Source organism: Mucilaginibacter flavidus, assembly GCF_024055575.1.
GTDB classification, from domain to species: Bacteria; Bacteroidota; Bacteroidia; order Sphingobacteriales; family Sphingobacteriaceae; genus Mucilaginibacter; species Mucilaginibacter flavidus.
In genome coordinates this window covers 134,046-157,968 of sequence record NZ_JAMXOE010000001.1, presented here as the reverse complement: position 1 = coordinate 157,968, position 23,923 = coordinate 134,046, and the positions used below count along the sequence as shown (strand labels likewise).

At 44.0% G+C, this 23,923-nt stretch carries 21 protein-coding genes; 10 read left to right on the top strand and 11 right to left on the bottom strand.

Going from position 1 to position 23,923, the window contains the following annotated elements:
• Positions 1 to 34 precede the first annotated feature (34 nt).
• Together NAF19_RS00710 and NAF19_RS00705 are read left to right on the top strand one after the other, a co-directional pair.
• Entirely contained in the window at positions 35 to 1,093 is a 1,059-nt protein-coding gene (locus NAF19_RS00710; RefSeq protein WP_252787818.1) for a glycosyltransferase family 4 protein, read from the top strand.
• A gap of 16 nt (positions 1,094 to 1,109) precedes the next feature.
• Positions 1,110 to 2,072, top strand: coding sequence for a hypothetical protein (locus NAF19_RS00705; protein ID WP_252787817.1), 963 nt, complete (start codon positions 1,110 to 1,112; stop codon positions 2,070 to 2,072).
• Positions 2,073 to 2,105: 33 nt separating this feature from the next.
• Here NAF19_RS00705 and NAF19_RS00700 read toward each other — a convergent pair whose 3' ends face one another.
• The 5 genes from NAF19_RS00700 to NAF19_RS00680 form a co-directional block, all read right to left on the bottom strand.
• On the bottom strand, positions 2,106 to 2,846 hold the full coding sequence (locus NAF19_RS00700; protein WP_252787816.1) for a glycosyltransferase family 2 protein: 741 nt from the start codon (positions 2,844 to 2,846) through the stop codon (positions 2,106 to 2,108).
• A gap of 237 nt (positions 2,847 to 3,083) precedes the next feature.
• Positions 3,084 to 3,695 (bottom strand): CAP domain-containing protein, encoded by a 612-nt coding sequence (locus NAF19_RS00695; RefSeq protein WP_252787815.1) that lies wholly within the window; start codon positions 3,693 to 3,695, stop codon positions 3,084 to 3,086.
• A gap of 506 nt (positions 3,696 to 4,201) precedes the next feature.
• On the bottom strand, positions 4,202 to 4,753 hold the full coding sequence (locus tag NAF19_RS00690; RefSeq protein ID WP_252787814.1) for an REP-associated tyrosine transposase: 552 nt from the start codon (positions 4,751 to 4,753) through the stop codon (positions 4,202 to 4,204).
• A gap of 187 nt (positions 4,754 to 4,940) precedes the next feature.
• Positions 4,941 to 5,204 carry a hypothetical protein gene (locus NAF19_RS00685; RefSeq protein WP_252787813.1) on the bottom strand — a complete coding sequence of 88 codons (264 nt, stop codon included), beginning with the start codon at positions 5,202 to 5,204 and terminating at the stop codon, positions 4,941 to 4,943.
• A 136-nt stretch (positions 5,205 to 5,340) separates the two neighbouring features.
• A complete protein-coding gene (locus NAF19_RS00680) occupies positions 5,341 to 5,892 on the bottom strand; it encodes an REP-associated tyrosine transposase (RefSeq protein ID WP_252787812.1) in 552 nt (183 codons plus the stop codon).
• Positions 5,893 to 6,115: 223 nt separating this feature from the next.
• Between NAF19_RS00680 and NAF19_RS00675 the strand changes: the two genes are divergently transcribed.
• The 5 genes from NAF19_RS00675 (at position 6,116) to NAF19_RS00655 (ending at position 11,653) form a co-directional block, all read left to right on the top strand.
• Positions 6,116 to 7,015: a hypothetical protein gene (locus tag NAF19_RS00675; protein WP_252787811.1), complete on the top strand. Its 900-nt coding sequence runs from the start codon at positions 6,116 to 6,118 to the stop codon at positions 7,013 to 7,015.
• Positions 7,016 to 7,126: 111 nt separating this feature from the next.
• Entirely contained in the window at positions 7,127 to 8,224 is a 1,098-nt protein-coding gene (locus NAF19_RS00670) for a hypothetical protein (RefSeq protein ID WP_252787810.1), read from the top strand.
• A 21-nt stretch (positions 8,225 to 8,245) separates the two neighbouring features.
• Positions 8,246 to 9,184, top strand: coding sequence for a hypothetical protein (locus NAF19_RS00665; protein ID WP_252787809.1), 939 nt, complete (start codon positions 8,246 to 8,248; stop codon positions 9,182 to 9,184).
• A gap of 14 nt (positions 9,185 to 9,198) precedes the next feature.
• On the top strand, positions 9,199 to 9,822 hold the full coding sequence (locus NAF19_RS00660; protein WP_252787808.1) for a hypothetical protein: 624 nt from the start codon (positions 9,199 to 9,201) through the stop codon (positions 9,820 to 9,822).
• Positions 9,823 to 9,838: 16 nt separating this feature from the next.
• Positions 9,839 to 11,653 (top strand): hypothetical protein, encoded by a 1,815-nt coding sequence (locus tag NAF19_RS00655; RefSeq protein ID WP_252787807.1) that lies wholly within the window; start codon positions 9,839 to 9,841, stop codon positions 11,651 to 11,653.
• Between the two features lie 365 nt (positions 11,654 to 12,018).
• Here the strand turns inward: NAF19_RS00655 and NAF19_RS00650 are convergent, their stop codons facing one another.
• The 4 genes from NAF19_RS00650 to NAF19_RS00635 all read right to left on the bottom strand — a co-directional run bounded on the left by NAF19_RS00650 (position 12,019) and on the right by NAF19_RS00635 (position 19,026).
• A complete protein-coding gene (locus NAF19_RS00650; RefSeq protein ID WP_252787806.1) occupies positions 12,019 to 14,571 on the bottom strand; it encodes a TonB-dependent receptor in 2,553 nt (850 codons plus the stop codon).
• Between the two features lie 346 nt (positions 14,572 to 14,917).
• A complete protein-coding gene (locus NAF19_RS00645; protein ID WP_252787805.1) occupies positions 14,918 to 15,415 on the bottom strand; it encodes a TlpA family protein disulfide reductase in 498 nt (165 codons plus the stop codon).
• 42 nt (positions 15,416 to 15,457) lie between these two features.
• The gene (locus NAF19_RS00640; protein ID WP_252787804.1) at positions 15,458 to 16,474 is read right to left on the bottom strand and encodes a Gfo/Idh/MocA family oxidoreductase; all 1,017 of its coding nucleotides are present in this window, start codon (positions 16,472 to 16,474) and stop codon (positions 15,458 to 15,460) included.
• Between the two features lie 134 nt (positions 16,475 to 16,608).
• On the bottom strand, positions 16,609 to 19,026 hold the full coding sequence (locus NAF19_RS00635) for a zinc-dependent metalloprotease (protein WP_252787803.1): 2,418 nt from the start codon (positions 19,024 to 19,026) through the stop codon (positions 16,609 to 16,611).
• Between the two features lie 182 nt (positions 19,027 to 19,208).
• On the opposite strand from NAF19_RS00635, the gene NAF19_RS00630 reads away from it, so the two are divergent.
• On the top strand, positions 19,209 to 19,628 hold the full coding sequence (locus NAF19_RS00630; protein WP_252787802.1) for a response regulator: 420 nt from the start codon (positions 19,209 to 19,211) through the stop codon (positions 19,626 to 19,628).
• Here NAF19_RS00630 and NAF19_RS00625 read toward each other — a convergent pair.
• Together NAF19_RS00625 and NAF19_RS00620 are read right to left on the bottom strand one after the other, a co-directional pair.
• On the bottom strand, positions 19,625 to 20,395 hold the full coding sequence (locus NAF19_RS00625; RefSeq protein WP_252787801.1) for an MBL fold metallo-hydrolase: 771 nt from the start codon (positions 20,393 to 20,395) through the stop codon (positions 19,625 to 19,627). The two genes, NAF19_RS00630 and NAF19_RS00625, sit on opposite strands and share 4 nt — an antisense overlap.
• Positions 20,396 to 20,629: 234 nt before the next feature.
• Positions 20,630 to 21,160: a hypothetical protein gene (locus NAF19_RS00620; protein WP_252787800.1), complete on the bottom strand. Its 531-nt coding sequence runs from the start codon at positions 21,158 to 21,160 to the stop codon at positions 20,630 to 20,632.
• 134 nt (positions 21,161 to 21,294) lie between these two features.
• On the opposite strand from NAF19_RS00620, the gene recJ reads away from it, so the two are divergent.
• Together recJ and lptB are read left to right on the top strand one after the other, a co-directional pair.
• Positions 21,295 to 23,004 (top strand): single-stranded-DNA-specific exonuclease RecJ, encoded by a 1,710-nt coding sequence (gene recJ / locus NAF19_RS00615; RefSeq protein ID WP_252787799.1) that lies wholly within the window; start codon positions 21,295 to 21,297, stop codon positions 23,002 to 23,004.
• Between the two features lie 143 nt (positions 23,005 to 23,147).
• Positions 23,148 to 23,912, top strand: a complete 765-nt coding sequence (gene lptB, locus NAF19_RS00610; protein ID WP_252787798.1) for an LPS export ABC transporter ATP-binding protein — start codon at positions 23,148 to 23,150, stop codon at positions 23,910 to 23,912.
• Positions 23,913 to 23,923: the final 11 nt, after the last annotated feature.

Below are 23,923 nucleotides of genomic sequence, written 5' to 3'. Positions count from 1 at the left end.
ATTAATGCGGCAGTTTAACTATTGATATTAGCTAATGGGAAAACCCAACATATTAACCACATTTGATTCGATGAAGGATGCTAATTGCGGTTATTTTTCTTTTGGAAAAGGGCTTGGCGATGCCATTATCAGGCAAAATAAAGGCAGATTTAATTTGAATTACTACCTATTCAACCAATCGGCTTACTCATTTGATAAAAAGGTAAATGTAGTTTACCTGTCCAGGTTGCATAGAATTTTCTTCCCTGGCTACAACAAATTTGATGTCGTTCACTTTACAGACCAGACTTGCCGCTTACGGCCCAATAAGGTAAATGCAAAGAAGATTTTAACTATTCACGACATCAATAAAGTACACATAAAGCAGAGCAAGCCCCACCGGATAAAAGCGCATATCAATAAGATCAAAAAGTTAATATCGGAGTGTGATAAAGTAGTTACGATTTCGAAGTTTGTTGAACAGGATATTCTGCATTATATTCCGGAGGCCAGGGATAAAATCAGCGTGATATACAACGGTGCCGATAAGCTCCTTGTTCCGGATAATTACACGCCCACCCACTTGCCAAAAAGGCCTTTTTTGTTTACTATCGGTTTAATGTCTGTTCAAAAAGGGTTTCATTTTTTGCCAAACCTTTTAGCCAATAATGATTTTGAGCTGGTGATTTCCGGAATAGAAACACCCCATAAGAAGGTGATCATTGAAGAAGCTAAAAGATTTGGCTGTGAAGATCGCTTGATTATAACCGGTCCCATTTCTGATGATGACAAGGCCTGGTATTATAAAAACTGTATGGCTTTCGTTTTTCCCTCAAGAGCAGAAGGGTTTGGTTTGCCCGTAATAGAAGCGATGCATTTCGGCAAGCCGGTATTTCTATCGAAATTCACGTCGCTGCCGGAAGTCGGGGGTGACGTTGCTTACTACTTCGACAATTTTGAACCGGAACATATGCAAGGTGTTTTTGCCGAAGGAATGAAAGATTTCCGCGCCAGAAACCGTGAAAAAGAAACAATGCTGCATGCCGGCAAATTTACCTGGGACAATACCGCGGACCAGTACCTTAAATTATATGAGGAATGTTTACGCGGTTAGAACAAAAATTAAAAAGATGTTTAAAAGAAAAAGTTCAATAGAAGCGCTGTGGTTGAAATACCGCGATAAAAACGAGTATAGAAAATATAAGTGGGAGCTAAAAAACTATACCGAGCAGGAAGTTTTAAACTTTTTTACCGGGACCGACCGTTTAGATACACAGGAAAAAATCATAGCTGCTGCAAAGCAGGATAAATTGCTGAATATAACCCATAGCGGAAACGTTGGCGATATTATTTACGCATTACCGACTATCAAAAAAATTCACGAGGTTACCGGGGTCCCCGTTAATTTATACCTGCGCTTAGACATGCCACTGCCTGCACCCATCTTTAGCAATACTTCGCATTCTATGGGTGCCGTAATGATAAACGCCAAAACAGCCGGCAAATTAATTACACTTTTAGACACGCAGGATTATATAAATAAGACAGACGCTTACAGCGATCAAAAAATCCATATCGATTTAGATTTTTTTCGGTCCAAAATACTGCCTTTAAACAATGCCAACATTGCCAGGTGGTGCAGCTATATCACCGGGGTTACGCCCGAACTTTGGAAGCCCTGGCTTTTGGCAAAACCGGATACATCGTTCAGTGATAAAATAGTTTTATCAAGAAGTGAGCGGTACAGAAACTCAACCATAGATTACTCGTTTTTAAAAGACTATAAAAATGTCGTTTTCATCGGCGTAAAGTCGGAATATGAAGACATGAAGAAATCCATACCCGATTTAGAGCTGTTCCACACTGAAAGCTTTTTGGAGATGGCGCAAATAATTGCCGGCTGTAAGTTTTTTATTGGCAATCAATCGTTCCCCTATTCGCTTGCCGAAGGCTTGAAAACACCGCGTATATTAGAAGCGTACTATCATGTACCGCATGTTATTCCGGAAGGCGAAAACGCGCACGATTTTTATTTTCAGCATCACTTTGAATCGTTGGTAAGCCGGTTAGATAGGGGAGATACGGTAAAGTAGCGGTTGCTTGACCGGCTTATTTCAACCACGGCCTTAGGCCCTGGGGTTATGCCTGTTCTTGTACCTGTGCAAAATATACCTGACACAGGTTACTAACCCGAAGTTTTTTAGTATCAATCCTGCCTTGTCTTGCTGAAATGGCGTGTCTATCGTTACCCCTGACAGGCCGGTGTGATTGAATTTAGCGATCACAAAATCTTTATAAATAAAATGATATCCCGCGTCACCGCAAAGTGTGAGCGTAAGGGCAAAATCTGCTGATATCTTATACTTTGTATTGTATGTATATTTTTCAAATACCGATTTTGGAAAGATCATTGCCTGGTGATACGGGCCAAATTTCGCAAACTGGTACCGTGATAGTTCCCCCAGCCGTTTGGCTCCTTCGGCGAATACGTTTGCATAATATACGGCCGTTTTGTCCGCCAGGCACGTCGCAAACTTTGTAAAATCAGGCAGTAGCTCATCATCCGCCCCGAGAAAATAAACCCAGTCGCCTGTGATGTGTTTCAGAGCTTTATTCATGGCATCATAAACACCGGCATCCGCCTCACTCATCCAGAAAGCAATTTTATTATTGTTTCGTTTTATTATTTCTATGGTATTATCGGTGCTGTTACCATCAACAATTACTATTTCGATATTGGCGTATTCCTGTTCAAAAATGCTGTCTAAACATTGCTGTAAGGTTTTTCCTGCGTTGTAGGTGACGATAACGATAGAAATTTTAGGGAAATAAGATTCGGCTGTAGATTGATTTGAGTCGTTCACCATCGTTTATTGATGCTATAATTATAGATTACCGGCGATCACCGGCTAATCTTTCAAAGGTAAAAGTATTTTAATGAAGGCTCTAAAACAATTGGAGATAACCGTTATAACATCCGGTCAGGCAACCTGATGGACTACAGGTGCTATACAATAAATAGATTTACTTTGCCTTTACAGGCCGCCCCCTGCATACCCGCGCCTGAACGGCCAATGGAAAGTGGGTTCACATTGTTAATTCCCTTAAAACTTATGCTTGGCGATAATAAAGCTATAGTATGATGAGTAAGGCGCACCGCTCACCCTTGCTTCGCCAATGCCAATATCGTAACAGTTGTTCCAGAAATCGCCCTGGCCCAGCAGGTGCAGCCGATGGCCAAGCGAGGGCGTGCCTGCGTCGATAATAAGGTTTTTAATAGCGTCATTAATATCCCGGTATCCGGCGCCTAACGACTCAAAATAGTTTTGACTGCGGGGCGTTGTCCAGCTTTGCAGCAGGGAGTAGCCGGCTTCGGCAATTTTTATGTTCATACCGTTCCCGTCGGGGTCAACGTGGTCAAAATATCCGCGTGTCGCCATATCCATAGCCTTGGCCTGGGCCACTTTGGCAAGTGTGTCGTTCCAGGTCAGGGCAATGTTTGGTTTCATGGCGCTTAGGTCTATGCCAAATTCGGTGCCGTATTTGGCGGGATTTTGTCGCACCAGGTTGAGGAAAGCAAGCCCGTCTTTCAGGTCGGTGCCCGGTTTGGCAGCTATGGTATTGGCAGGCGCGTTAGCTTTTATGCCCGGCCGCAGGGCGGTGCCGCCAACAAGCAATAAGGGCAGCAGGATAAACACGTTTACGTAGCTTCTCATACGGGTTATAAGTATAATTATCAATCACTTAAATATAGTAAACATTTGACGGACGGCAAAATGGGAGGATTTATGCGGAATAATTTTGACGAAGCGTTCCACTTTTGCACGCGGAACACCCCGAACGCTGCTGAAACATGCTGATTATCAGCAATATTTAGTTTTATCATTTTATAATGCATTAATAATCAACGTATTAATTGGGGGTTTACAGGCGGGGTTTACAGTATAGCCATGCCCAATAGTAAATTGTTGAAATCCAATATATTATAAAATAAAAGGCCTTCACGCCTGTAAACCCTCCTCCGCCGGTTCAAGTGTCCCGCTTGAACCTAATCACTGGTCAGCGTCCCGCTGACGTCACCAAATAATTTTCAGCGGACTTTCGGGGTTAGCACTGATGTACCAGTACTCATGCGCCGAACCCACAAATCCTGCTCTTACCGGGTTTCCCTCCTGGTCTAAGTTTAGCGCAGCGTAACTTAGACCTAAAATTTGTTAAGCTTTCAGCTTAATCCTGCAATCTGCAGTAAGCCTTTTTGATCGGTATAATAATCTATTGCGCTGCTATATAAATAATCCGGCGGATGAGCGACCGCGCCGGATTCAAACGGGTTATAGTGGAGGTAATCCAGCCGCTGGTCAAACATTGCCTGGGTGGATAATTCAATCGGGTGATTATTCTGTTGCCAAAACTGATATTTTTCGTTATTGGAATTATACGCGCCTGCTCTTTCAAACATGTGCATCATCCATTCCCTGCGGCTTTCCTGCATATTTTCGCTGATGGTTTTTAGTAATAGTTTTGAAGTATGTCGTTTCATATCCCTGATGATATCTGATAGGTTGCCGTTTTTGGTACCAATTATCAGGTGCACATGGCTCGACATTATACACCACGCGTATAGCTCAAGCCCCTTGTTTTCGATACAATACTTCAAACTGTCGACGACAATGTCGCAATAAATTCTCCTTACAAAAACGTCTATCCAATTTACGGTTGCGAAGCTTACAAAATGAAGTTTTTGATGATCGTGGAATTTGTATTTTCTGCCCATATATCTAAGATAGGTAAGGTGGTTTGGTTTCGCAAGCAGAATGCTTGCAACGTTTTGGGTCTAAGTTACGCTGCGCTAAACTTAGACCAGAGGCAGGGTGCATATTAGTGGGGCACGAGGTACTGTCTTTAAAAGGCCTCTGCGCTGCATACGCGCCAGATTGAAAATACAAATTGACGCATGAGTCCTAATCCGCTATGCTTGATGAAATTTTATCAATTAACGATTCGAGTTTATTTCCAAGCTGATTTATTTTAAAATCATCGTTAAAACCCACTTCCATTAATTTACTTATTACCTGATCCTGCAATATATCAACAACATAGGTTGTCACTTCTATATTTATAATGTCATAATCTCCTGTTTTATAACTTAGTCTGTCAAAAACATCTGGGTCAACTACTGATTTAAGAAGATCGAAGTCGGTTTTATTTAATTTAATATTTATCATCTTATCATGTTTGGGTTATAACTCCCACCTGTTACTTGTATTGATTTTCTTTGCGCTGCCCCACCGCCACTACTTCTTCTTCCCTCCTGGTCTAAGTTTAACGCAGTGTAACTTAGACCTAAAATTTGTTAAGCTTTCAGCTTAACTCTGCAATCGGCAGTAAGCCTTTTTGATCGGTATAATAATCTATTGCGCTGCTATATAAATAATCCGGCGGATGAGCGACCGCGCCGGATTCAAACGGGTTATAGTGGAGGTAATCCAGCCGCTGGTCAAACATTTCCTGGGTTGATAGTTCAATCGGGTGATTGTTCTGTTGCCAAAACTGGTATTTTTCGTTATTGGAATTATTCGCACCTGCTCTTTCAAATAGGTGCATCATCCATTCCCTGCGGCTTTCCTGCATATTTTCGCTGATGGTTTTTAATAACAGTTTTGAAGTATGTCGTTTCATATCCCTGATGATATCTGATAGGTTGCCGTTTTCGGTACCGATTATCAGGTGCACATGGCTCGACATTATACACCACGCGTATAGCTCAAGCCCCTTGTTTTCGATACAATACTTCAAACTGCCGACGACAATGTCGCAATAAATTCTCCTTACAAAAACGTCTATCCAATTTACGGTTGCGAAGCTTACAAAATGAAGTTTTTGATGATCGTGGAATTTATATTTTCTGCCCATATAGCTAAGATAGGCAAGGTGGTTTGGTTTCGCAAGCAGAATGCTTGCAACGTTTTGGGTCTAAGTTACGCTGCGCTAAACTTAGACCAGACGGGGGATGTTTTGGATAGCCACGGTACCTGGACAAGTAGCTATAGAAACAGATATTAATAAATATTAAAAAATATTTGTTTTTGTCTGAAATTTTATTTTACCTTAGAAAAACCTTAAAACCCCCTATCACATGAAACTATTGTTTACCCATCTTGTTCCTAAATTAGCTGTTAAGCTTCTTTTTTATTCGTTGCTTGTTGCTTTTGTTTTTATTGCGGCAGGTACCAATTCGTATGGCCAGGCAAATGAAATTGTTACCAATGAAACTGTGTTAAAGCTTCAGAAAGCCGGCTTAAATAAAGACATCATTAAATCAAAAATTGAAAGTTCGCAATGCAATTTTAATTTATCGGTTGATGCACTGCTGGCTTTAAAAAAAGCAGGCGTAGCCGATGACGTAGTTACCGCCATGCTAGGTAAAACAAAATCGGCACAGCAACCAGCGGATCCGGTAGCAGTTAATAATAGTAATAACAGTGCCGAACTTGCATTAGAATCGGGCATCTATTACTATAATGCCTCAACCAGTGAATATGTAGAGCTTGACCCGGCCGTACTCACCAACAGTAAATCGGGCGGGATGGGTGAGGCCCTTAAACGGAGCGTTAGTACATTGTTTAACTCAAAATCAAAGGCAGCGCTTAGCGGCAAAGAAGCGAACCTGAGAATTAAAGATTCGAACCCATTGTTTGTTTTCGTTTTCGATACCGACAAAAAGGGATTAAATGACAATAATCACACTGAATCGAACGTAGAAAGCCCGAACGAATTTTTCCTTGTCAGGCTCCAGATTGGTAAAAATGACCGCGAGGTTGTGGTTGGCAAGTCGAACTCCGTAAGTGCCGACTTTGGTATTGATGAGGCCTCAAAAGTATTATTTAAATACAAAAAAATAAAGCGCGGTATTTATGAAGTATCATTTTCAAATGGGATTCCCATTGGCGAATATTGCTTTATGTACGGAGCTTCAACCGCAAGCGCGCAGGGCATTACCCATAAAGTTTTTGACTTTGGCATCGCCGCCAATTGAGTATTAAAAGCATTTTTTATTTTCCTGATATGCCGGGAGGCATTTAAACATCCGGATGTCTTTTTTAGACATATAAGATTTGATATTTTATTGATTACTTAAACTATTATCATGACCATGCGACCTGTTACCAACAGAGAGATCGGGAACTTTAGGATACCCCCATCTGTATTAGACAATTGGAGGCCAACCCGGAAAGCCCCCAGAAAGTTAGGCTCCATATTTGAGCACCCCAGGATATTTTCAACCGTTGGTTATAGGGCTGACAGAAACTGGTTCATTTTTGCCTTGATTATAGAAGCAGCAACCATATTAGTTTCAATTTTTGTTATAGAATTTGATTTTATTTATGTGAGCGTTGCCTGCCTGGTTGTCGCTATTGATATCATATTCGCCTTCTTGTTACACAAACCGCAGGATCATATCAACAAACTGCGATGTTCAATTGCATTAAATGATTATAGGGGTAAAACCGGGAGCGTCGATAAAATAACAGCCGGCGATATTGCAAATGGTTTTGAAGACGAGATAAAAAAAACTCAACGAAAAAAGATATTTTTTATCGCTGTGATCATACTGGTTGCCATTGTTAAAAGTATAGGTGTTATGATTGCCCTTAGTGATGACGATGCCGTGTTACTACCTTATGTTATCCCGATACTGTTTTGCCTGACTGCCTATGTTCATATTAAACATACGGGGTACTTTCTGTCGGAATGGTATGTCTTCAGACGTAGCTTTTACAAAGAAAGGAAGAAATATTTTAAGGACATGGCAAACCTGCCTGATAAAAACACAGACCTGACTGAGTTGGTAAGGGTGGAGCAGAAAGTGCCTCTCCCTAATATCCCCCCGGTATTAAAAGCTGAACTTGATGCTTTAGTTTATAAAATTAAAGTTAATAAAGAACCTGGGAGGCGGTTTGATGAAAAACGCGAACCAAAAGAGAGCTCTGATTTTATCACCTTATTTAAAAATGATAATAACAGCAATGTCAGGATTGTTTATGACGATTCGAAAAATTCTGATGCACCCGAGAATGAGGTGGTTGATACCAGCAGCAGGTATTATTTAACCTCGTGGGGACGGATTTTGGATGATAATTTATTTGACCTGGTTGATGGCGCCGGGATGAATGCAGAACTGAAGTCATTTATTGGATATAATGGCTTGCTGATTCAAGCTCAAAACTTCCAGACACATGATTAATCACATTTAATTTAGGTAAATATGAATAATATTAATAAAACATTCCTGGTGGCGGCTGCGTGCTTGTTTGCCATGGCGTGTAAAAAACAGCAAACAGTTGCTTTAGTGCTCGACGTACGGTACTTTTCAAATACCGTACCGTGTGCCAGCCATGGCTTTAGCGAAGATATCAAAAACCTTTATACACCCTTTCAATTTGCCGGAGATACTAAAATTGGCGTTTTAAAAGGAAGCATTCGCTCAGTTGATTCATTACAAAAAGGTAATATAATTATTTCAGACACAGCCACCAATATTCTATCCAACTGGAAGAAAAAGCTTTTTGGTTCAAAAAAAGACTTTAGCGATGTGATGAAAAAATACGATGATGCCTTTAGCAAGGTAAGTACAGCATCGTTATGTGTTGGCAGTACTGGCAATGTTCCCGCCCAGCCAGCCGCGATTTTACCAAACCCAACTACCATGAAAAAGGGGTATACAGAAGTTTTGGTTTATTCAACAATTGCCGGTGATAGTATATGGGAAAACTTTAAGGTTTATCACAAAATAACCGACATCCGCACCCACCTAATCGCGCTGGCTTCAAGCTCCACCGGCCCTGTTTTGGTGGTTTTTAAACCACAGAATGGTAAGCTGGAAGATCCGCACAATACCCCCCCGTCATCTTTAGAAGAAACGCTGGGTGAATTAATACAGCCGGGGATATCAGAAGAAATTAAGCGGCAAAAAGTAGACGCAATGATGAATACTTATTTTGCTACAAATTTTATGGTTGTTATGCACCCTGACGATGCCTCGGCAATTCCGCGAAGATGGGAGGGAAGCGGTGAAGGTATAAAGTATCTTGAACGCCTAACAACCGACCAGTCAATAACCGGGTTTAAAATAATATCAGCCTATAAAGGCAAAACTGATAGCAAAATAACAAGGCTCGAACTTGTTGAATCACATAATCAATGATTATTCCAATAACCATGAAGAGATTATTTTTTTTACTCATAATTTGTTTTTGCGCAATAATCAGCCATGCACAAGTCCGGAATGCACCATTTACGCCCGAGCAAACAAGGAGACTGGACACGGCGGCAAAAAGATTAATCGAAGAATACGCCAGGTCAATAAAGCACCTTACAAAAGCGCCGGCAAACCAGATTGGTATTATTGCCGATAACATTGTTGATTTTTTCATAAAAGGGGCAAAGGTCCAGGTTACAACCGTGCACAACGGAAGTAAGAAATACGACCTTAGAGAATATTTGACAGATATAGTGCCTTCGTATAAGGAAAAATTTGAAGACGTGATTATCTCTTTCACACGAATATCTATCGATGGAACGCACCTTCAGCAGAAAAAAGACGGCAACGGAAATGTTTATTATGTAGGTGATTTTTCTTATACTCAGCAATTTTGTGTACGGTATAAAAATTCGTTACCCGAAACAGATGAAAACTCCCCAACTTATTGGAAATTTTGCGAGCAAACACAAAAAACCGGCAAATTTATTATAACGCGACAGTTTAGCCCCGCCGATGGCAATATATGGGAGATAAGGCTTGGCGATATTTTGGTTAAGAATATACAACAAACAAAACCTTAGGCTTACCGCAATACGCATGAAAAATTGTTTTTTATTTCTGCTAAGCTTTTGTTTTATCCAGGGCATAGCAGCCCAGAATTTAACTCAAAGAGATACAGATAAAATTACCGAACAGGTACAGGGCTTTATAGCTGCAATTAAACAATACTCAAGTATGGGTATAAGCGGGCCAAAAGACGATGCGCTGTATGGCCGGATACTTGAATTTAAAGATGGCCCCGATCCGCAGTTGCCGTTTGCAAATGATCTTCCTTTTGCTCAAAAAGATAAAACAGTGGGCTTTATGAGTTATTTAAACACTATTGATGAAAGCTTTAACAATAAAATAAATGTTGAATACGATACTGCGGGTATAAAAATATTGGATTGTATACAGGTAAAGCATACCAATAACGGCGACCTGCGATTTGCGTACGCAAGCTTTAGGAAAAAAATAACTTATGAAAATGTAACAAAAGAGGTAACGGAAGTTGCAGCGGTAAACCTTGATACCTATCTCATACCTTCGGTTTTTTTTCCGGATGATTTAGAAAATGGCAGCGGATTGTGCAGCAATAAGATTGTGGCTTTAGGAAGCTACGCGCCCGAAGAACCCGCCAGCAGGCCCGATGGCAGTTATAAAGACAAAATTACCCGCGCCGATCTGTTGTTCAACAACGGGGGCTATGAACTTGCAAAAAATGAATATGCCGATATTATAAAACAATTTCCTGGGGGTAAACAAAATGAAAACCTCGGAGGAAAAATGGAATTGTGCAACAATTTAATTAAAAGCAACGCTTATAACAAAATGATGGGTTATGCTGCTTATTATTATAATAATGGGATTTACAATAAAGCTATCGAATTTTATGGCTACGCGCTTCAATATCAACCTAATGATACGGGAGCCCTTGCCGGTATAGTAAAATGCAAAACCGCGTCTGACCCTTCGCGTATTACGGTACAGATTCAAAACGCCGAACAGGCGGAAGCTGATGGCCCTGAAAATTTTGGGAAAGCATACAGGATGCTTTCCCAGGCGGAACCAAGCGGGCAATTAAGTACAAACGACTACTATTTTATGATTGAAAATTTATACGAAAGGAACCCCGTTTTAATGCGTGAAATGAGCTACACGGAAGATGATTGCGAAAATTATTTAAATATTTATCGTTACAAATTGCGGCGCGCAATGGAACGGGATAATAATACCCATGTAAAAGGCGATGTCCTGGTGTTGTTAAAAGATATTGTTGCAGGCTCAAAAAGGCAACACGGGTTTGTACGGTCGGTAAACTATTATCCGGATTGGGTTATCAGAACAAAAAACAAGAATAAGCAGCAATTTATCATCAATGCCCCCAGGCGAAATAATTCCCCGGCCAAATTTGAAAACGGGGGTAACAGGGGGATAAGGGAACGAGCGGTTCCAAATTATGAAAGAGTCCAGGTCCAGGGACAATCGCAACGGCAGGTACCGTCTCAAACACAGCAACGGTCGCCTGTACAGAGTCTGGGCAACAATCCTTATCAACAGCGTAGTTTAAATTCTGATCGTTCCCGCGGTTCGTTAAATAATGGTGCTGCAAATCAGGCAACAAATAATCAACTTGCAAATCCGCAAAACAATAGTCTCCGAAACTCGCGGCCCGCTCTTAACACCCCGGGTGCCGGTAATAATAACGGGCGGAATTCAAATGGTCGCAACAATACACCCGCTAATACAAATAATCCTGCACCGGCAGTAAATAACAACAAGTCCCCGGTTAATAACAATAAAAATTTGAAGCCCACGCCCAAACCAAAGCCTGTAAAAGTAGACAAAACTGCACCGGTTTTAAATCAATAATATATAATAGCAAGAAAACGTAAAAAAATCACCGCTCCCGTAAGCCCTTTTCTTTTTTTCGCTGCCGCCCCGATTTATCGGGCTGGCCCGCTGACAGGTAACCTCCCCTTTAATCACTATAACATTAAAGACGATATAAACACTGACACCATTTTGTCAGCACTTTTCACATTTTCCATAACGGTTTTCAAGCAAAAAACAGCCATAACAACCCGGGAACGCACTTTTCGCCAAAATTTATCTACTTTTTACTGTTCCACCCCGTTCCTTGTGTTTCACTGTGAACAGGAACGTTTTAACGCACAAAAAAGACCCGCCATCCCCGGCGAGCCTTTCCCTCATAGATATCAAAAATCCCTAAAAAATCACCCTTTCCCCTTCACAACCCCGCCCCCAGGCGCAGCGCCACCACCGGCACCCGGCGCAGCACCACCGCCGTTTTCATCCGGCATATTATCCTGGTCCTGTTGTTGGTTATTGCCATCCTTTTTCTCTTTCTTTTTCTGTGGTATGCCGTTGTTGCCAAAGCGGTAGCTAAGGGTTACCATGCCGGTGCGGGTGCCAAAGCGGCGTTCGCTTACGGTACTGCTGGTAAAGTATGGCGTATTGTAATTTATATCCGAGCGGAATTTGCGGCTGTTAAATATGTCGCGCACGTTGCCGCCCAGGCTGAGGGTTTTGGTAATGTCGTATTTTATGCCGCCGTCCATGCCGTACATGGCGCGCATTTTGCCCTGGGGTATTACCTGCGGAGCCTGGTAGTCGCCGCGCAGTTGTATGCCCAGTTTTTTAAAGGGTTTCAGGTTGCCGGTAAGGTTGGCGTTCCATGCGTAGCCGCTGGTGGTGGCTAAGTTAAATGCCGCGTCGCCGGCAATATGGCGGTAGTAAACGTTCAGGTTGGCGGTAAGGTCCAGTATCGGGCTTGGGCTCACCTTGGCAATCAGCTCGTAGCCGGCGTTCGAGGCACTTTTGATGTTCTGGAACGTAGTTAGCGAGGTATCAATATTAGTAGGGCTCAGCGGCGTGGTAATGCGCTGTATAACCCCGTTAGTGAGCCTGTAGTAAAGCGACGAGGTGAGCGTAACGCCGGTAAAGTAGTTAATATAGCTCAGCTCAAACGCGTGGGTGTCTTCGGGCCGCAGGTCGGGGTTACCCTGCTGGTAGTTCAGGCGGTCGCTCTGGTCAACAAAGGGCGACAGCTGGCGGTCGCGCGGGCGTTGTACGCGGCGGGTGTAGCTCAGTTGCAGGGTTTGGTTTTGGCTCAGCTTCTGGCTTAAAAACACGCTGGGGTACAGGCGCAGGTAATCCTGCTTATGCTGTTCGGTCACGCTGTCGGTAAGCGAGGTGCGGATATGCGAATCCTCCAAACGCAAACCCACCTGCAGGCCGAAATTGCCAAACTGGTGCTGGTAATTGGTGTAGGCGGCGTTTATGTTTTCCTTATAAATAAAGCGGTTGCTTAAAAACGGGTTGTAGTCAAAGCCGCCGTTGGTGTTGTTAAGGGTATCAACAACGTAGTTATTATCGCTGTTATTTATCTGGCTGCGCAGGCCGGCCTCCAGCTTGCCATTGGTAAGCGGCAGCGTAAAATCGGTCTGGAAGTTCCAGTTATGCCCGCGCCCAACCGTAGTATTGTTCTGCTGCGATTTACTGTATGGCTGCGGCAAGGTATAATCGTTGTACTCGCTCAGCAGGTTATCAAAATTGTTGTTTTTATCTGTCGAGTAATTTACGTTGGCGGTAAGTTCTTCGCCTTTCTTTTTGTATTTGTGGTTAAAGTCGATGTTAAAATCGATGTCGGTACCAGTGCCATGCGAAAAATTATTTTGGTTGATGCGTTGCAGCAGGCTGTTGTTCTGGCTAATTAACGTACTGCCGGTTTGCGTGCGGTCGCGGTCGCGGATGTTGATGTTATCCGAAAAGCCCAGCGTGGTTTTAGGGTCCAGGTTAATATCAATCCCGCTACGGATGTTGTGCCCCGTAAAAGTAAACGACTGGTTTTGGGTTTGGTTCTGGCTTTGCAGCAGGGTATCGCCCACATTGGTCAGCTTGTTCGAAAAGCCATTGCCAACGCGCGTGCCCTTGCGAAAGCTGTAGTTGGCATATATGTTCACCTTGCTGTTTTGGTAGGCAATGGCCGCGTTGGTATTTACCGTGTTTTGCGTACCCACCGTTGCCGAAACCGACCCGGTAAAGCCTTTCTGTGCATTCTTTTTCAGCACGATATTAATTATCCCCGACTGCCCCTCCGCGTCATACTTAGACGATGGGTTGGTAATCACCTCAATGGTCTCAATCGCACTCGCCGGTATCGACTGTAAAATATCCGAAATATTCCCGCCCGTCAGCGCCGACGATTTCCCATTGATCAGCACCTTAACACTGGTGGACCCGCGCAGGCTCAAATTACCGTCCACATCCACCTGTACCGATGGCACATTGCTCAGCAGATCCGTAGCCGAGCCGCCCTGGCTCACAATACTTTGCTCCACGTTGAACGATTTTTTGTCGATACCCAGCTGTATCTGGCTTTTTTGGGCGGTAATGGTAACCTCTTTCAGCACACCCTTAGCCGGGCTTAGCTTTATATTGCCAAGATCAACCTGGCGACTGGCAGCTGATATATTAATGTTGCTGTTTAAATAGCTCAGGTAGCTCACATACGTGGCCCGCAACAGGTATTGGCCGTCGTTGATGCCTGTAAGGCTGAAATTGCCCTGCAGGTCGGTTTGCATGCTTTTAACGGTATGGTTATCGATCTTGCTCACCAGCGATACGGTGGCAAGTTCAAGTGGCTGGCTACTAGTAGCATCAACCAGTTTACCGCTAACAGTGCCGCTGGTTTGCTGCGCCTTAACAGCTATAAATGAAAATATAAAAAGTGAAAAAATGAATGTCTTTATCAAATTGGGATTCATGCCGCAAAAGTGTGACTTTTACTTTTTACCACCCAGCACCCCATGTAACTTTGTTGTTGGGATGACGGAGATTTTGGTAAATTTTTGGTGACAGGGGAGGGGAGGGATGATTTGACGATGTGTTAATTTGATGATTTGAAAATTAGGCGAAGAAGCTGTCAGACAGACCCTTCCCCGTGCTGTGTCCCCACAGCACGCCGCTATGCATTCACGATATGCAATGACGTTTATGGGTTGTGTTGCTCCTGATTTTTTCTCCGATACTCTGCGCCTTCTCAGCGAACTCCGTGGTTAGTTTTTACCACAGAGGACACTAAGAAAGCACAGGGGCCGCGCAGTAGAAAATTTACAATTTCTTAGTAGCCGCCAATATATCCGCAACCTTAGGGTCTTTGTCAATATACTTTACCGGCTTACCGTTTTTATCGTAAATGGCAATATATGGTGTAGTGGCTACATGATAAAACTGCTGCACTTTATAGGTATATCCTTCAGTTCCTACGGTCCAGTTAGGCCATTTTTTCAGATCGAAATCGCGATAAAAAGTCTGGATAGCTTTTATCTGCTGTACAAATGTTATCATTTCTACCTGCACATTTTTAAGCTCCTTCATGTGTGGCTTTAACTCAAACATCAGGTGCTGACAATGACTGCAATCAGGCGCGAAATAGATGATTATGGTAGCCTTATTCTTTTTCAGGTTGGCCGGGGTAATGGTTACGCTGTCGGTAGTTAAAATACTATACGGAGGAATATATGCCGGCGGGGTAAACGGCGCTTGGGTTTGCGCATTGGTGCAGCCAACCGCTGCTATAAAGCATAAAAAAAAGAATAGTTTTTTCATTGTGTTCAATTGCATTTTTTAGGGGACATATATACGATATTTTTAAGCTTCAAGCAATTCTAATTGCCAGGCAACATGCTCTTCAGTTACAGGGAATAACGCATTATTACGGATTGTATGATAAACCGCTTCAAATAAACCGGGATAATCGCCCTTTGGCGGGGTTAACCATTCTGTAATTTTTTTGTTATCCGGGCCCATGGTCACCAGTTTGCCATCGCTGCCTTCCGGTTCAATGCCGTAGCCGGGCGCGGTTGGCAGCATGCCGGCGTCAAGCTGGGCTTCCTGCACATCGTTGCGGCCTTTCACAAAGCTGCCCAGGGTACCGTGCACCACAAAACCGGGCAGGTGCTCGGCAATTAAAAGGCACGATGTTAAATAAACATTCAACTGGTTTGGGTAGATGAGGTGGTAGTTAAAATAATCGTTTACCTCCGAGCCTTCGCGGTAAATGCCGGTAGTTTTATGAAAACTAAGTGGCCTCCCAAAAAGGGCAATGATGTTATCTATCAAATGCGGGCCGAGGTCGTAATCCAAACCATTGGCGGCGTTTTCTTTTTTCTCTTTAAATGCCTTTACGCCCAGCGCAGCTTTATACCGGTCGAAACGCATGTGCACTTCAATCAGTTGGCCCAGGCGACCGCTTTCAATAACATCGCGGGTAAGCATAAAGCCACTGTCGTACCGGCGGTTTTGGTATAGCATCAGGTGCAGGTTCTTGCTCCGCGCCAGGTCGAACATTTGCTTTACTTCGGCAGATGTTGCAGCTGCCGGTTTTTCCAGCAGTACGTGCTTGCCGGCATTTAAGGCCCGCATAGTAAAATCAAAGTGAGTATTGTTGGGCGTGTTTACAATAATCAGCTCAATTTCATCATCAGCTAACAGTTCATCGATTGAACTGTAGCTTAGCACATCCGGGTAACGGGCGGCAGCTTTCTTTTCGTGCCGCTCCACAACGGCCTTAAACTCAAAGCCCGGGTTAGTAGTTATAAACGGCGCATGAAATATACGCCCCGACATTCCGTAGGCCATCAGGCCGGTTACTATTGGTTTTGACATAGGTTATATGATGTAAAAATTATGTCATTGCGATCCGCTGGCTAGCGCAGGCAATCGCGAACTTTGCATGACCGTTCTGCAAAGTTCGCGATTGCTTCGTACCTCGCAATGACAATTGTGAATTAAATCCGTATTTATTGCTCTCCTATAGGCGAACCATCCGGCATCCCCACTGGCGCAGCAGGCTTAAACTGTCCAGGCTCTTTTTCAAATGCAGCAATCTGCGATAATCCAAACAACAAATTAGCCTTTTGATTAGTTACCGAAGTCCTAACCGCCGCTTGCATCCACGTTTTTAAGCCGCTAATTTCAAGCAGGGCAATACCTCTAACACTCTCCGGCGCGCCGCCATCGGCTGCCAAAGTTAACAATTGTTTCAGCGTTAAATTGTTCACCAGCCGCTGCAATTCGCCTTTGTAGCCGGTTGGCTGTGGCGCTTTCCAGGTTTGAGCAACCAGTTTATCCAGTACGGCAATTAAACCCGGCTGGCTGTTATCGCGCGAGTTATATTCCACCAGCCGTGCACAGCGCTCAGGGTTCAGCATGAATTCAAGGGTGGTGGCAGCAGCCCCTTCGGCAGCGCCAATCGGGTCGAACGTTAGCCCCGTGCGCGATTTAAACAGTTCCCTTGTGCGCGGGTAGCCATCGGGCCTCGGCGGTATTTTGGCTATCAGTTTTTCGGGTAATGCCAGCGCGTTCGGGCTGATGGTTGATATCAGCGCATTAAACGCTTTCCATTGTTCAGCAGCAGGAATAAACCGGGTAACGGGCTGGCCATCGTTTTTAATAGCGTAGGTGTAATACAGGCCGCCCAGCATTTTTGAGGCAGCCTCAACCTGGTAACGGTGCAGCAGGTAAATAGGTACCAGCGGTTCTTCTATCATGGCCATTGGCGCATCCTGCCTTATGGCTTTTTCCGAAAAGTTATCCAACAGTTTTCTGCGGATATCCATCAACCGGTTAAGTTCGTCGGCAGCGTTTTTGCCGTTGTCCCACAGGTGGGCGAGGGGATGGGCGCCGCTTGCCGGCCTTGCATCTTCATCAGTGATAAATACCTGGCCCTGCTTAAGTGTTTCTGTTAATATTCCTTTTAAGGCTTCATCCTCGTTTGTTCCTGCGGGAAAATCCTGGTAGCCATATAATATGGCGCGTTTGTCCCAGGTGCCAATTTCGGTGGTATAGGCGTTTGATAGATCTACCGTTCCGTCAGCATTCAAAGTAAACGCCGGTGGCGGGTAATCCATTACTGATGCGCGGTTGTTGGTGCTGGCGGCAAAGTTATGTTGCAGGCCGAGGGTGTGGCCAACTTCGTGCGCGGCTAGCTGGTGCAGGCGGGCAATGGCCATCTTCAGCATTTTATCGCTGGTTGGCTTGCCGTCTTCGTAAGGTTGGAGCAGGCCCTCGGCAATCAGAAAATCTTGCCTGTCGCGCAGCGAACCTAATGATACCTGGCCTTTTATAATTTCGCCGGTACGTGGGTCGTTGATCGATGCTCCGTACGACCATCCTCGGGTTGACCTGTGTATCCACTGGATAATATTATAGCGTATATCCATCGGGTCGGCATCTTCCGGCAATAGTTTTACCTGGAAGGCATTTTTGTACCCTGCTTCTTCAAAGGCCTGGTTCCACCATGCAGCGCCTTCCATCAGCGCGGTGCGCACGGGTTCGGGGGCGCCACGGTCAACATAATAAACAATGGGCTTCACCGCTTCGCTCATAGCCGCCGAAGGATCCTTTTTTTGCAGGCGGTGGCGGCTAAGCATACGTTTTACAATCGGCTGATCGATAGGGGTGGCGTAGTCCATATAATCCACATCGTAAAACCCTGAACGGGGGTCGAACTTGCGCACTTTATAATTATCGTCAGGCAATTTTACAAACGAGTGGTGCATGCGTACTGTAACGGCATTAGGGTCGGGTGTTACAGAGCTGATTTCGCTGCCTCTTCCGCGCCCCGCAAGCGTTATGGTAGCCTCAAATTCCGAATTGTCCGGAAATGCTTTTGAGTTTGGCATGTACACTGCCGAGCGTGACTCATCCAGGCTATAGCTTCCCTGGTTGCCCAGCCTGTCGGCAATATGGTGGGCATCGCGCAGCAAAAATGGCGTAAAGTCAATTAAAATTTCGCTGCCTTCCTGTGCTTCGGCCTTAAATCCCCATAAAACTGATTGCGCAAATGCTTCCTCTACCGATTTCTTTTCATCGGCATTATTGCTAACGGCGCGGTAAGCATAGTTGGGTTGTACCAACAGTATTTTTGGTCCGCTTTTTATAAACTTTACAATGCGGCTGTCACCAATCTGCCCGCGGTCCAGCCCCAGGTCGTTCGACCCAATGCCTGCTGGTAAGGAGTTTACGTATAGAAACTCGGTATTAAGCTTGTCAACCACCAATAGTACCCGGCCGGTGCTTTCATCCCAATAAAAATTAAAATAACCGGTATACTTGGTAAGGTTCTTTGTCAGCGTTGCCATGTCGGCGGTTTTTTGGGCGTTGGCAGCCATCAGTATGTTAACTGAAAGTAAAATTAAGAGGTAAATTTTTTTCATATTAAGCTATTGGAATGTTCAGTCTAAAGTATTAATTTTAATCAATATTACCCAATTAACTGACGGCCCGGGCAATTCAACGTTACATTCTACCGTTCTAATCGCTCTATTTAATTTATTCGTGCAAGGTGTATAACCTTTTAATTTTTTGTTGCGTATAAAGCATATCATAATTTAGTTATATGGAATTTAATAGCAGATCCGTTAGTATTTTACTTGTTGATGATGATGAAATTAACAACTTCATCTCCATTAAACTGATAAAGAAAGCGCTAATGAATACCGAGATCATGGCCTGCCTAAACGGTAAATATGCTATAGATCAGTTAATGGATATACAAAAGGTCGACCCCGAAAAACTACCGGACTACATCCTGCTCGACATAAATATGCCCATAATGAATGGCTGGGAGTTTTTGGATGAATTTAAACGCCTCAACATCGACCCACTGGGCAAATGCAAAATTTATATCATTTCGTCATCAGTATTCAGTAACGATATCAACAAAGCACGCTCATACCCACTGGTAAAAGACTTTATTTCAAAACCACTAAACGTTGAAAAAATAGTTGAGCTTTTTAAAGTGGAAGATCCCGCTTAAGCAGGTATTACCTGGAAATGCTCATCATTATAAACAACCGTTCCCACACACGTCGATTTTGCATGGTAAAATAAACAGGTCCAGCCTTCTGCTGCCGCTATTTTACCATATTGTTCCCTTAGTTGCATAGCTTTACGCCCGTCAAAATCGTATTTCGCAATAAATTTCCGGATAAGCTGCTCTGGTTCAGGTAATTCATCGCCGCCAAAAAAACATTTACCTTCACGGTCCTCAATCCAAATTACCATGTGATAAGGCGAGTGCCCGCCCGAATGCTCATAACGTATGCCCGGCTTAAATTCGCCGCTGCCTTCAACAAGGGTTAGGTTAATATTGCCCTGCAAAGCTTCAAAAATTTCTTTGTGATAGGATGAAGAGCCGCCGCTGAGTCCCTTCTCCCATTCCTGTTTTGCAATAACATGCTGCGCCTGCGGAAAGCTTGGTACCAGTTTGCCACCGCGCTCAACCACCAATCCGCCCGAGTGGTCATAATGCAGGTGCGACATGATAACCAGCGTAACTTCTTCCGGATCGAAACCCGCATTGCGGATGTGCTGGTGCAAAAATAATTCGTCGCGGGTATCTTTATAGCCCAGCCCGGTATCCAGCAAAATTAAATCAGTATCAGTTTGTACCAAAAACGGGTTGACATGTATAAACAGCGAGGCCGGCCTGTCCTTCGGGCTATCCGTTTCGGGATTAAACGGGATAAACTTTTTAGTAGCATCAACAGAATAGGAGCCTTCGGCAAGGGTGAATATGTTCATTTTGTGTTTTTAATATTTTTATAGCGATGGGTTTTAAACCCATCGCTATGGAAAATTATGCTGCCTGGCACAGGCCTGCGACCTGTGCTGACGAATTACGCCCCTTTGGGGCTTTTAGTTAATCTTTTAATTTATAACTGAAGATAACCCCCAAGCCCCAACGGGGCGGTACCCACCAGCGCAGGTCGCCGGCCTGCACTGGTGGGCGTGTATTTTCATCGCGTGTATTAGCATTCAAGCATCAAACTCTATGCCCCATGCAAAAAATAGGGCTTTGAAGATTGGGAACTTTTTGATGACTGCGATATCTAATTTAATATCATCAATAATTTTGGGAGCTCCCGGACTTTTCCGAAAAATCTCATTAAACTCCATCTCCAGATATTTCAGATAAAATTCTAAAAACTCCGTTTGATTTATTGGATGGTAGTCGAAGCCGTACATATCATCATACAACTCTTCAAATGTTATTAACCCGGTATTTTTATCAAATAGTATAGTCCCTAGTTCTTCAATAGTTCCGATTTGCTCAAGTTGATTATCTGTTTTTCTTCGTTTGAAATGAATTTTAGAAAAAGAAATGTCACAAATGTTGGTGTTCCAGATCAAATCAAATATTGGAGCGTCATACAAATCATTCGACACTACTTTAAGGTCGAAGTCTTTGGCGATTTCGATAATAATCTCGGGCGGTATAATTTGCCTGATTTCCTCAAAATCAGGCTTAATTAGATTAAAATATTCGACAAATTTTATAGCATCCATCTGTAATTTGATTAATGTCGGCTAATATGTTTTGAACTTTATCTTTTTTATTTTTATTGTAATTTTCTAATCCTTGATCTCCAACCTCTAACCACTATTCTCTATCTTTATCGCCATTTACAGGTACAAAGATATTGAATAAACGGTGGGCTATAAGAGATAATGCTGATGAACAGCTGGTGAATGAACTGGCTGCCGCGTTAAAAATTGATGCCGTTTTAAGTACCTTGCTGGTACACAGGGGGATTAAAAGCTACGAAGACGCCCGGCTTTTCTTCAGGCCCGATTACCGCCACCTGCACGACCCTTTCCTGATGGCGGATATGGAGAAAGCCGTATTGCGCATTGAAGCTGCAATGGCTGCCGGCGAGAAGGTTTTAATTTATGGCGATTATGATGTGGATGGCACCACTGCTGTTTCGCTGGTTTACAGCTTTTTTAGTAAATATTATAGCAACCTGGAGTATTACGTGCCCGACCGCTACCTGGAAGGCTACGGCATATCAACCAAAGGTATCGACTACGCCGCCGAAAATGGTTTTACGCTGATAGTGGCCCTTGATTGTGGTATTAAATCCGTTGATAAAATTGCTTACGCCAATACCCTTGGTGTCGATTTTATTATCTGCGACCACCACCTACCCGGCGACGAATTGCCAGCTGCCGTTGCCGTGCTCGATCCAAAGCGCGCCGATTGCGGATATCCATTTAAAGAATTATCAGGCGCAGGTATAGGTTTTAAGCTGATACAAGCTTACGCCGAAAAGAACGATATCACGTTTAGCGAGGTGGAATGTTACCTTGATTTGGTGGCCATCAGCATTGCCTGCGACATTGTGCACATAACCGGCGAAAACCGGGTGTTGGCACATCTTGGTCTAAGTAAAATAAACAGCAACCCCTGCATGGGCGTTAAAACCCTGATGGAGGTTGCCGGGCGGGGAACCTATTATACTATATCAGATGTGGTGTTCCTGCTCGGTCCGCGAATAAACGCTGCCGGGCGGATTGATCATGCGAAACATGCGGTGGAACTGCTGATAAATACCGAACACGCAGGAGCGACGGAAAAAAGCGAACTGATAAATATCCACAACACCGAACGCAAGGGGCACGACCTGCAGATAACCGAGGAAGCCCTCGGGATGATAGATGGTAATGAGGAGCTGATCAACCGAAACTCTACCGTAGTGTTTAACGAGCAGTGGAACAAAGGCGTTATTGGCATTGTTGCATCGCGGCTTACCGAAAAATATTATCGCCCTACAATTGTGCTAACCCGCTCTAATGGACATGTAGCAGGTTCGGCACGCTCGGTACTCGGTTTTGATTTATACGAGGCGCTCTGCGAATGCAGCGATTTGCTCATCCAGTTTGGCGGCCACCGTTATGCCGCAGGGCTAACTATGCACCCCGAGAATTTGCCGGCCTTTATCGACAGGTTTGAACAAGTAGTTAGCGCTACCATAAAACCCGAACAATTAATACAGCAGATACAAATTGATGCAGAATTACGTTTAAGCCAGGTGGATGCGAAATTTTTTAGGGTGCTGAACCAGTTTGCGCCGTTCGGCCCCGAAAATATGGCGCCCGTGTTCATCAGTAAAAACGTGTATGTTTGTGGCGTGGCCAATATAGTGGGTCAAAACCACGTGAAGATGACGGTGATGCAAGCTGGCTCCGCTATGTTTGATTGTATAGCTTTCAGTCACGGCGAATACCTGCCCAAACTGGTAGCGGGTGCACCTTTCGACATGTGCTACACCATCGAAGAAAACGTTTGGAAAGAGTGGCGGACGATACAGTTAAATGTGAAGGGGATAAGGTTTGAAGAGGGTTCATAGTTGATAGTTCATAGATCATGGTATAAAGTCCATGGACCATGGACGATAGACAATAGCCTGGAATCACGAAAATCCTAAAATCACGAAAATCAAGGTTCAAACAAAATCAGCGAAATCAACGTAATCAAACAAATCAACGGTTAATGATACTAAGAGCAGAAAATCTATTAAAAAAATATAAACAGCGTACCGTTGTAAACGATGTGAGCTTTAACGTGGCGCAGGGCGAAATTGTGGGTTTGCTTGGGCCAAATGGCGCCGGGAAAACCACCTCGTTTTACATGATTGTGGGGCTGATAAAGCCTAACGAGGGCCAGGTGTTTTTGGATGATGTGGACATTACACAAGACCCGATGTATCGTCGTGCCCAAAAAGGAATCGGCTATTTGGCGCAGGAAGCATCGGTGTTTCGTAAGCTCTCGGTTGAGGATAACATTAAGGCTGTGCTCGAAATGGGCACCATGCCTAAAGACCGCCAGAAAGACAAGCTGGAAGAACTAATTGACGAATTTAGCTTGCACAAAGTACGCCGCAACCGCGGCGATTTATTGTCGGGTGGCGAGCGTCGCCGCACTGAAATTGCGCGTGCCCTGGCAGCCGAGCCTAATTTTATTTTGCTGGATGAGCCCTTTGCCGGTGTTGACCCCATTGCTGTGGAAGAAATACAAACCATGGTAGCCAAGCTAAAAACCCGCAACATCGGCATCCTGATTACCGACCACAACGTGCAGGAAACCCTGTCAATTACCGACCGCGCCTACCTGTTGTTCGAAGGCAAGCTGCTGGAATCGGGCGTACCCGAGGTGCTTGCTAATAATGAAATGGTGCGCAAAGTTTACCTGGGCTCAAATTTTGTATTGAAAAGAAAAGTTTTCAATTTTGATAAACCTGCGGTTAAAGTTGATTAGGGGTATAGACC

Bases quoted from the DNA above. Each gene is read 5' to 3' on its own strand.
- NAF19_RS00710 (WP_252787818.1), top strand. From the start codon at position 35: ATGGGAAAACCCAACATATTAACCACATTTGATTCGATGAAGGATGCT.
- NAF19_RS00705 (WP_252787817.1), top strand. From the start codon at position 1,110: ATGTTTAAAAGAAAAAGTTCAATAGAAGCGCTGTGGTTGAAATACCGC.
- NAF19_RS00700 (WP_252787816.1), bottom strand. From the start codon at position 2,846: ATGGTGAACGACTCAAATCAATCTACAGCCGAATCTTATTTCCCTAAA.
- NAF19_RS00695 (WP_252787815.1), bottom strand. From the start codon at position 3,695: ATGAGAAGCTACGTAAACGTGTTTATCCTGCTGCCCTTATTGCTTGTT.
- NAF19_RS00690 (WP_252787814.1), bottom strand. From the start codon at position 4,753: ATGGGCAGAAAATACAAATTCCACGATCATCAAAAACTTCATTTTGTA.
- NAF19_RS00685 (WP_252787813.1), bottom strand. From the start codon at position 5,204: ATGATAAATATTAAATTAAATAAAACCGACTTCGATCTTCTTAAATCA.
- NAF19_RS00680 (WP_252787812.1), bottom strand. From the start codon at position 5,892: ATGGGCAGAAAATATAAATTCCACGATCATCAAAAACTTCATTTTGTA.
- NAF19_RS00675 (WP_252787811.1), top strand. From the start codon at position 6,116: ATGAAACTATTGTTTACCCATCTTGTTCCTAAATTAGCTGTTAAGCTT.
- NAF19_RS00670 (WP_252787810.1), top strand. From the start codon at position 7,127: ATGACCATGCGACCTGTTACCAACAGAGAGATCGGGAACTTTAGGATA.
- NAF19_RS00665 (WP_252787809.1), top strand. From the start codon at position 8,246: ATGAATAATATTAATAAAACATTCCTGGTGGCGGCTGCGTGCTTGTTT.
- NAF19_RS00660 (WP_252787808.1), top strand. From the start codon at position 9,199: ATGAAGAGATTATTTTTTTTACTCATAATTTGTTTTTGCGCAATAATC.
- NAF19_RS00655 (WP_252787807.1), top strand. From the start codon at position 9,839: ATGAAAAATTGTTTTTTATTTCTGCTAAGCTTTTGTTTTATCCAGGGC.
- NAF19_RS00650 (WP_252787806.1), bottom strand. From the start codon at position 14,571: ATGAATCCCAATTTGATAAAGACATTCATTTTTTCACTTTTTATATTT.
- NAF19_RS00645 (WP_252787805.1), bottom strand. From the start codon at position 15,415: ATGAAAAAACTATTCTTTTTTTTATGCTTTATAGCAGCGGTTGGCTGC.
- NAF19_RS00640 (WP_252787804.1), bottom strand. From the start codon at position 16,474: ATGTCAAAACCAATAGTAACCGGCCTGATGGCCTACGGAATGTCGGGG.
- NAF19_RS00635 (WP_252787803.1), bottom strand. From the start codon at position 19,026: ATGAAAAAAATTTACCTCTTAATTTTACTTTCAGTTAACATACTGATG.
- NAF19_RS00630 (WP_252787802.1), top strand. From the start codon at position 19,209: ATGGAATTTAATAGCAGATCCGTTAGTATTTTACTTGTTGATGATGAT.
- NAF19_RS00625 (WP_252787801.1), bottom strand. From the start codon at position 20,395: ATGAACATATTCACCCTTGCCGAAGGCTCCTATTCTGTTGATGCTACT.
- NAF19_RS00620 (WP_252787800.1), bottom strand. From the start codon at position 21,160: ATGGATGCTATAAAATTTGTCGAATATTTTAATCTAATTAAGCCTGAT.
- lptB (WP_252787798.1), top strand. From the start codon at position 23,148: ATGATACTAAGAGCAGAAAATCTATTAAAAAAATATAAACAGCGTACC.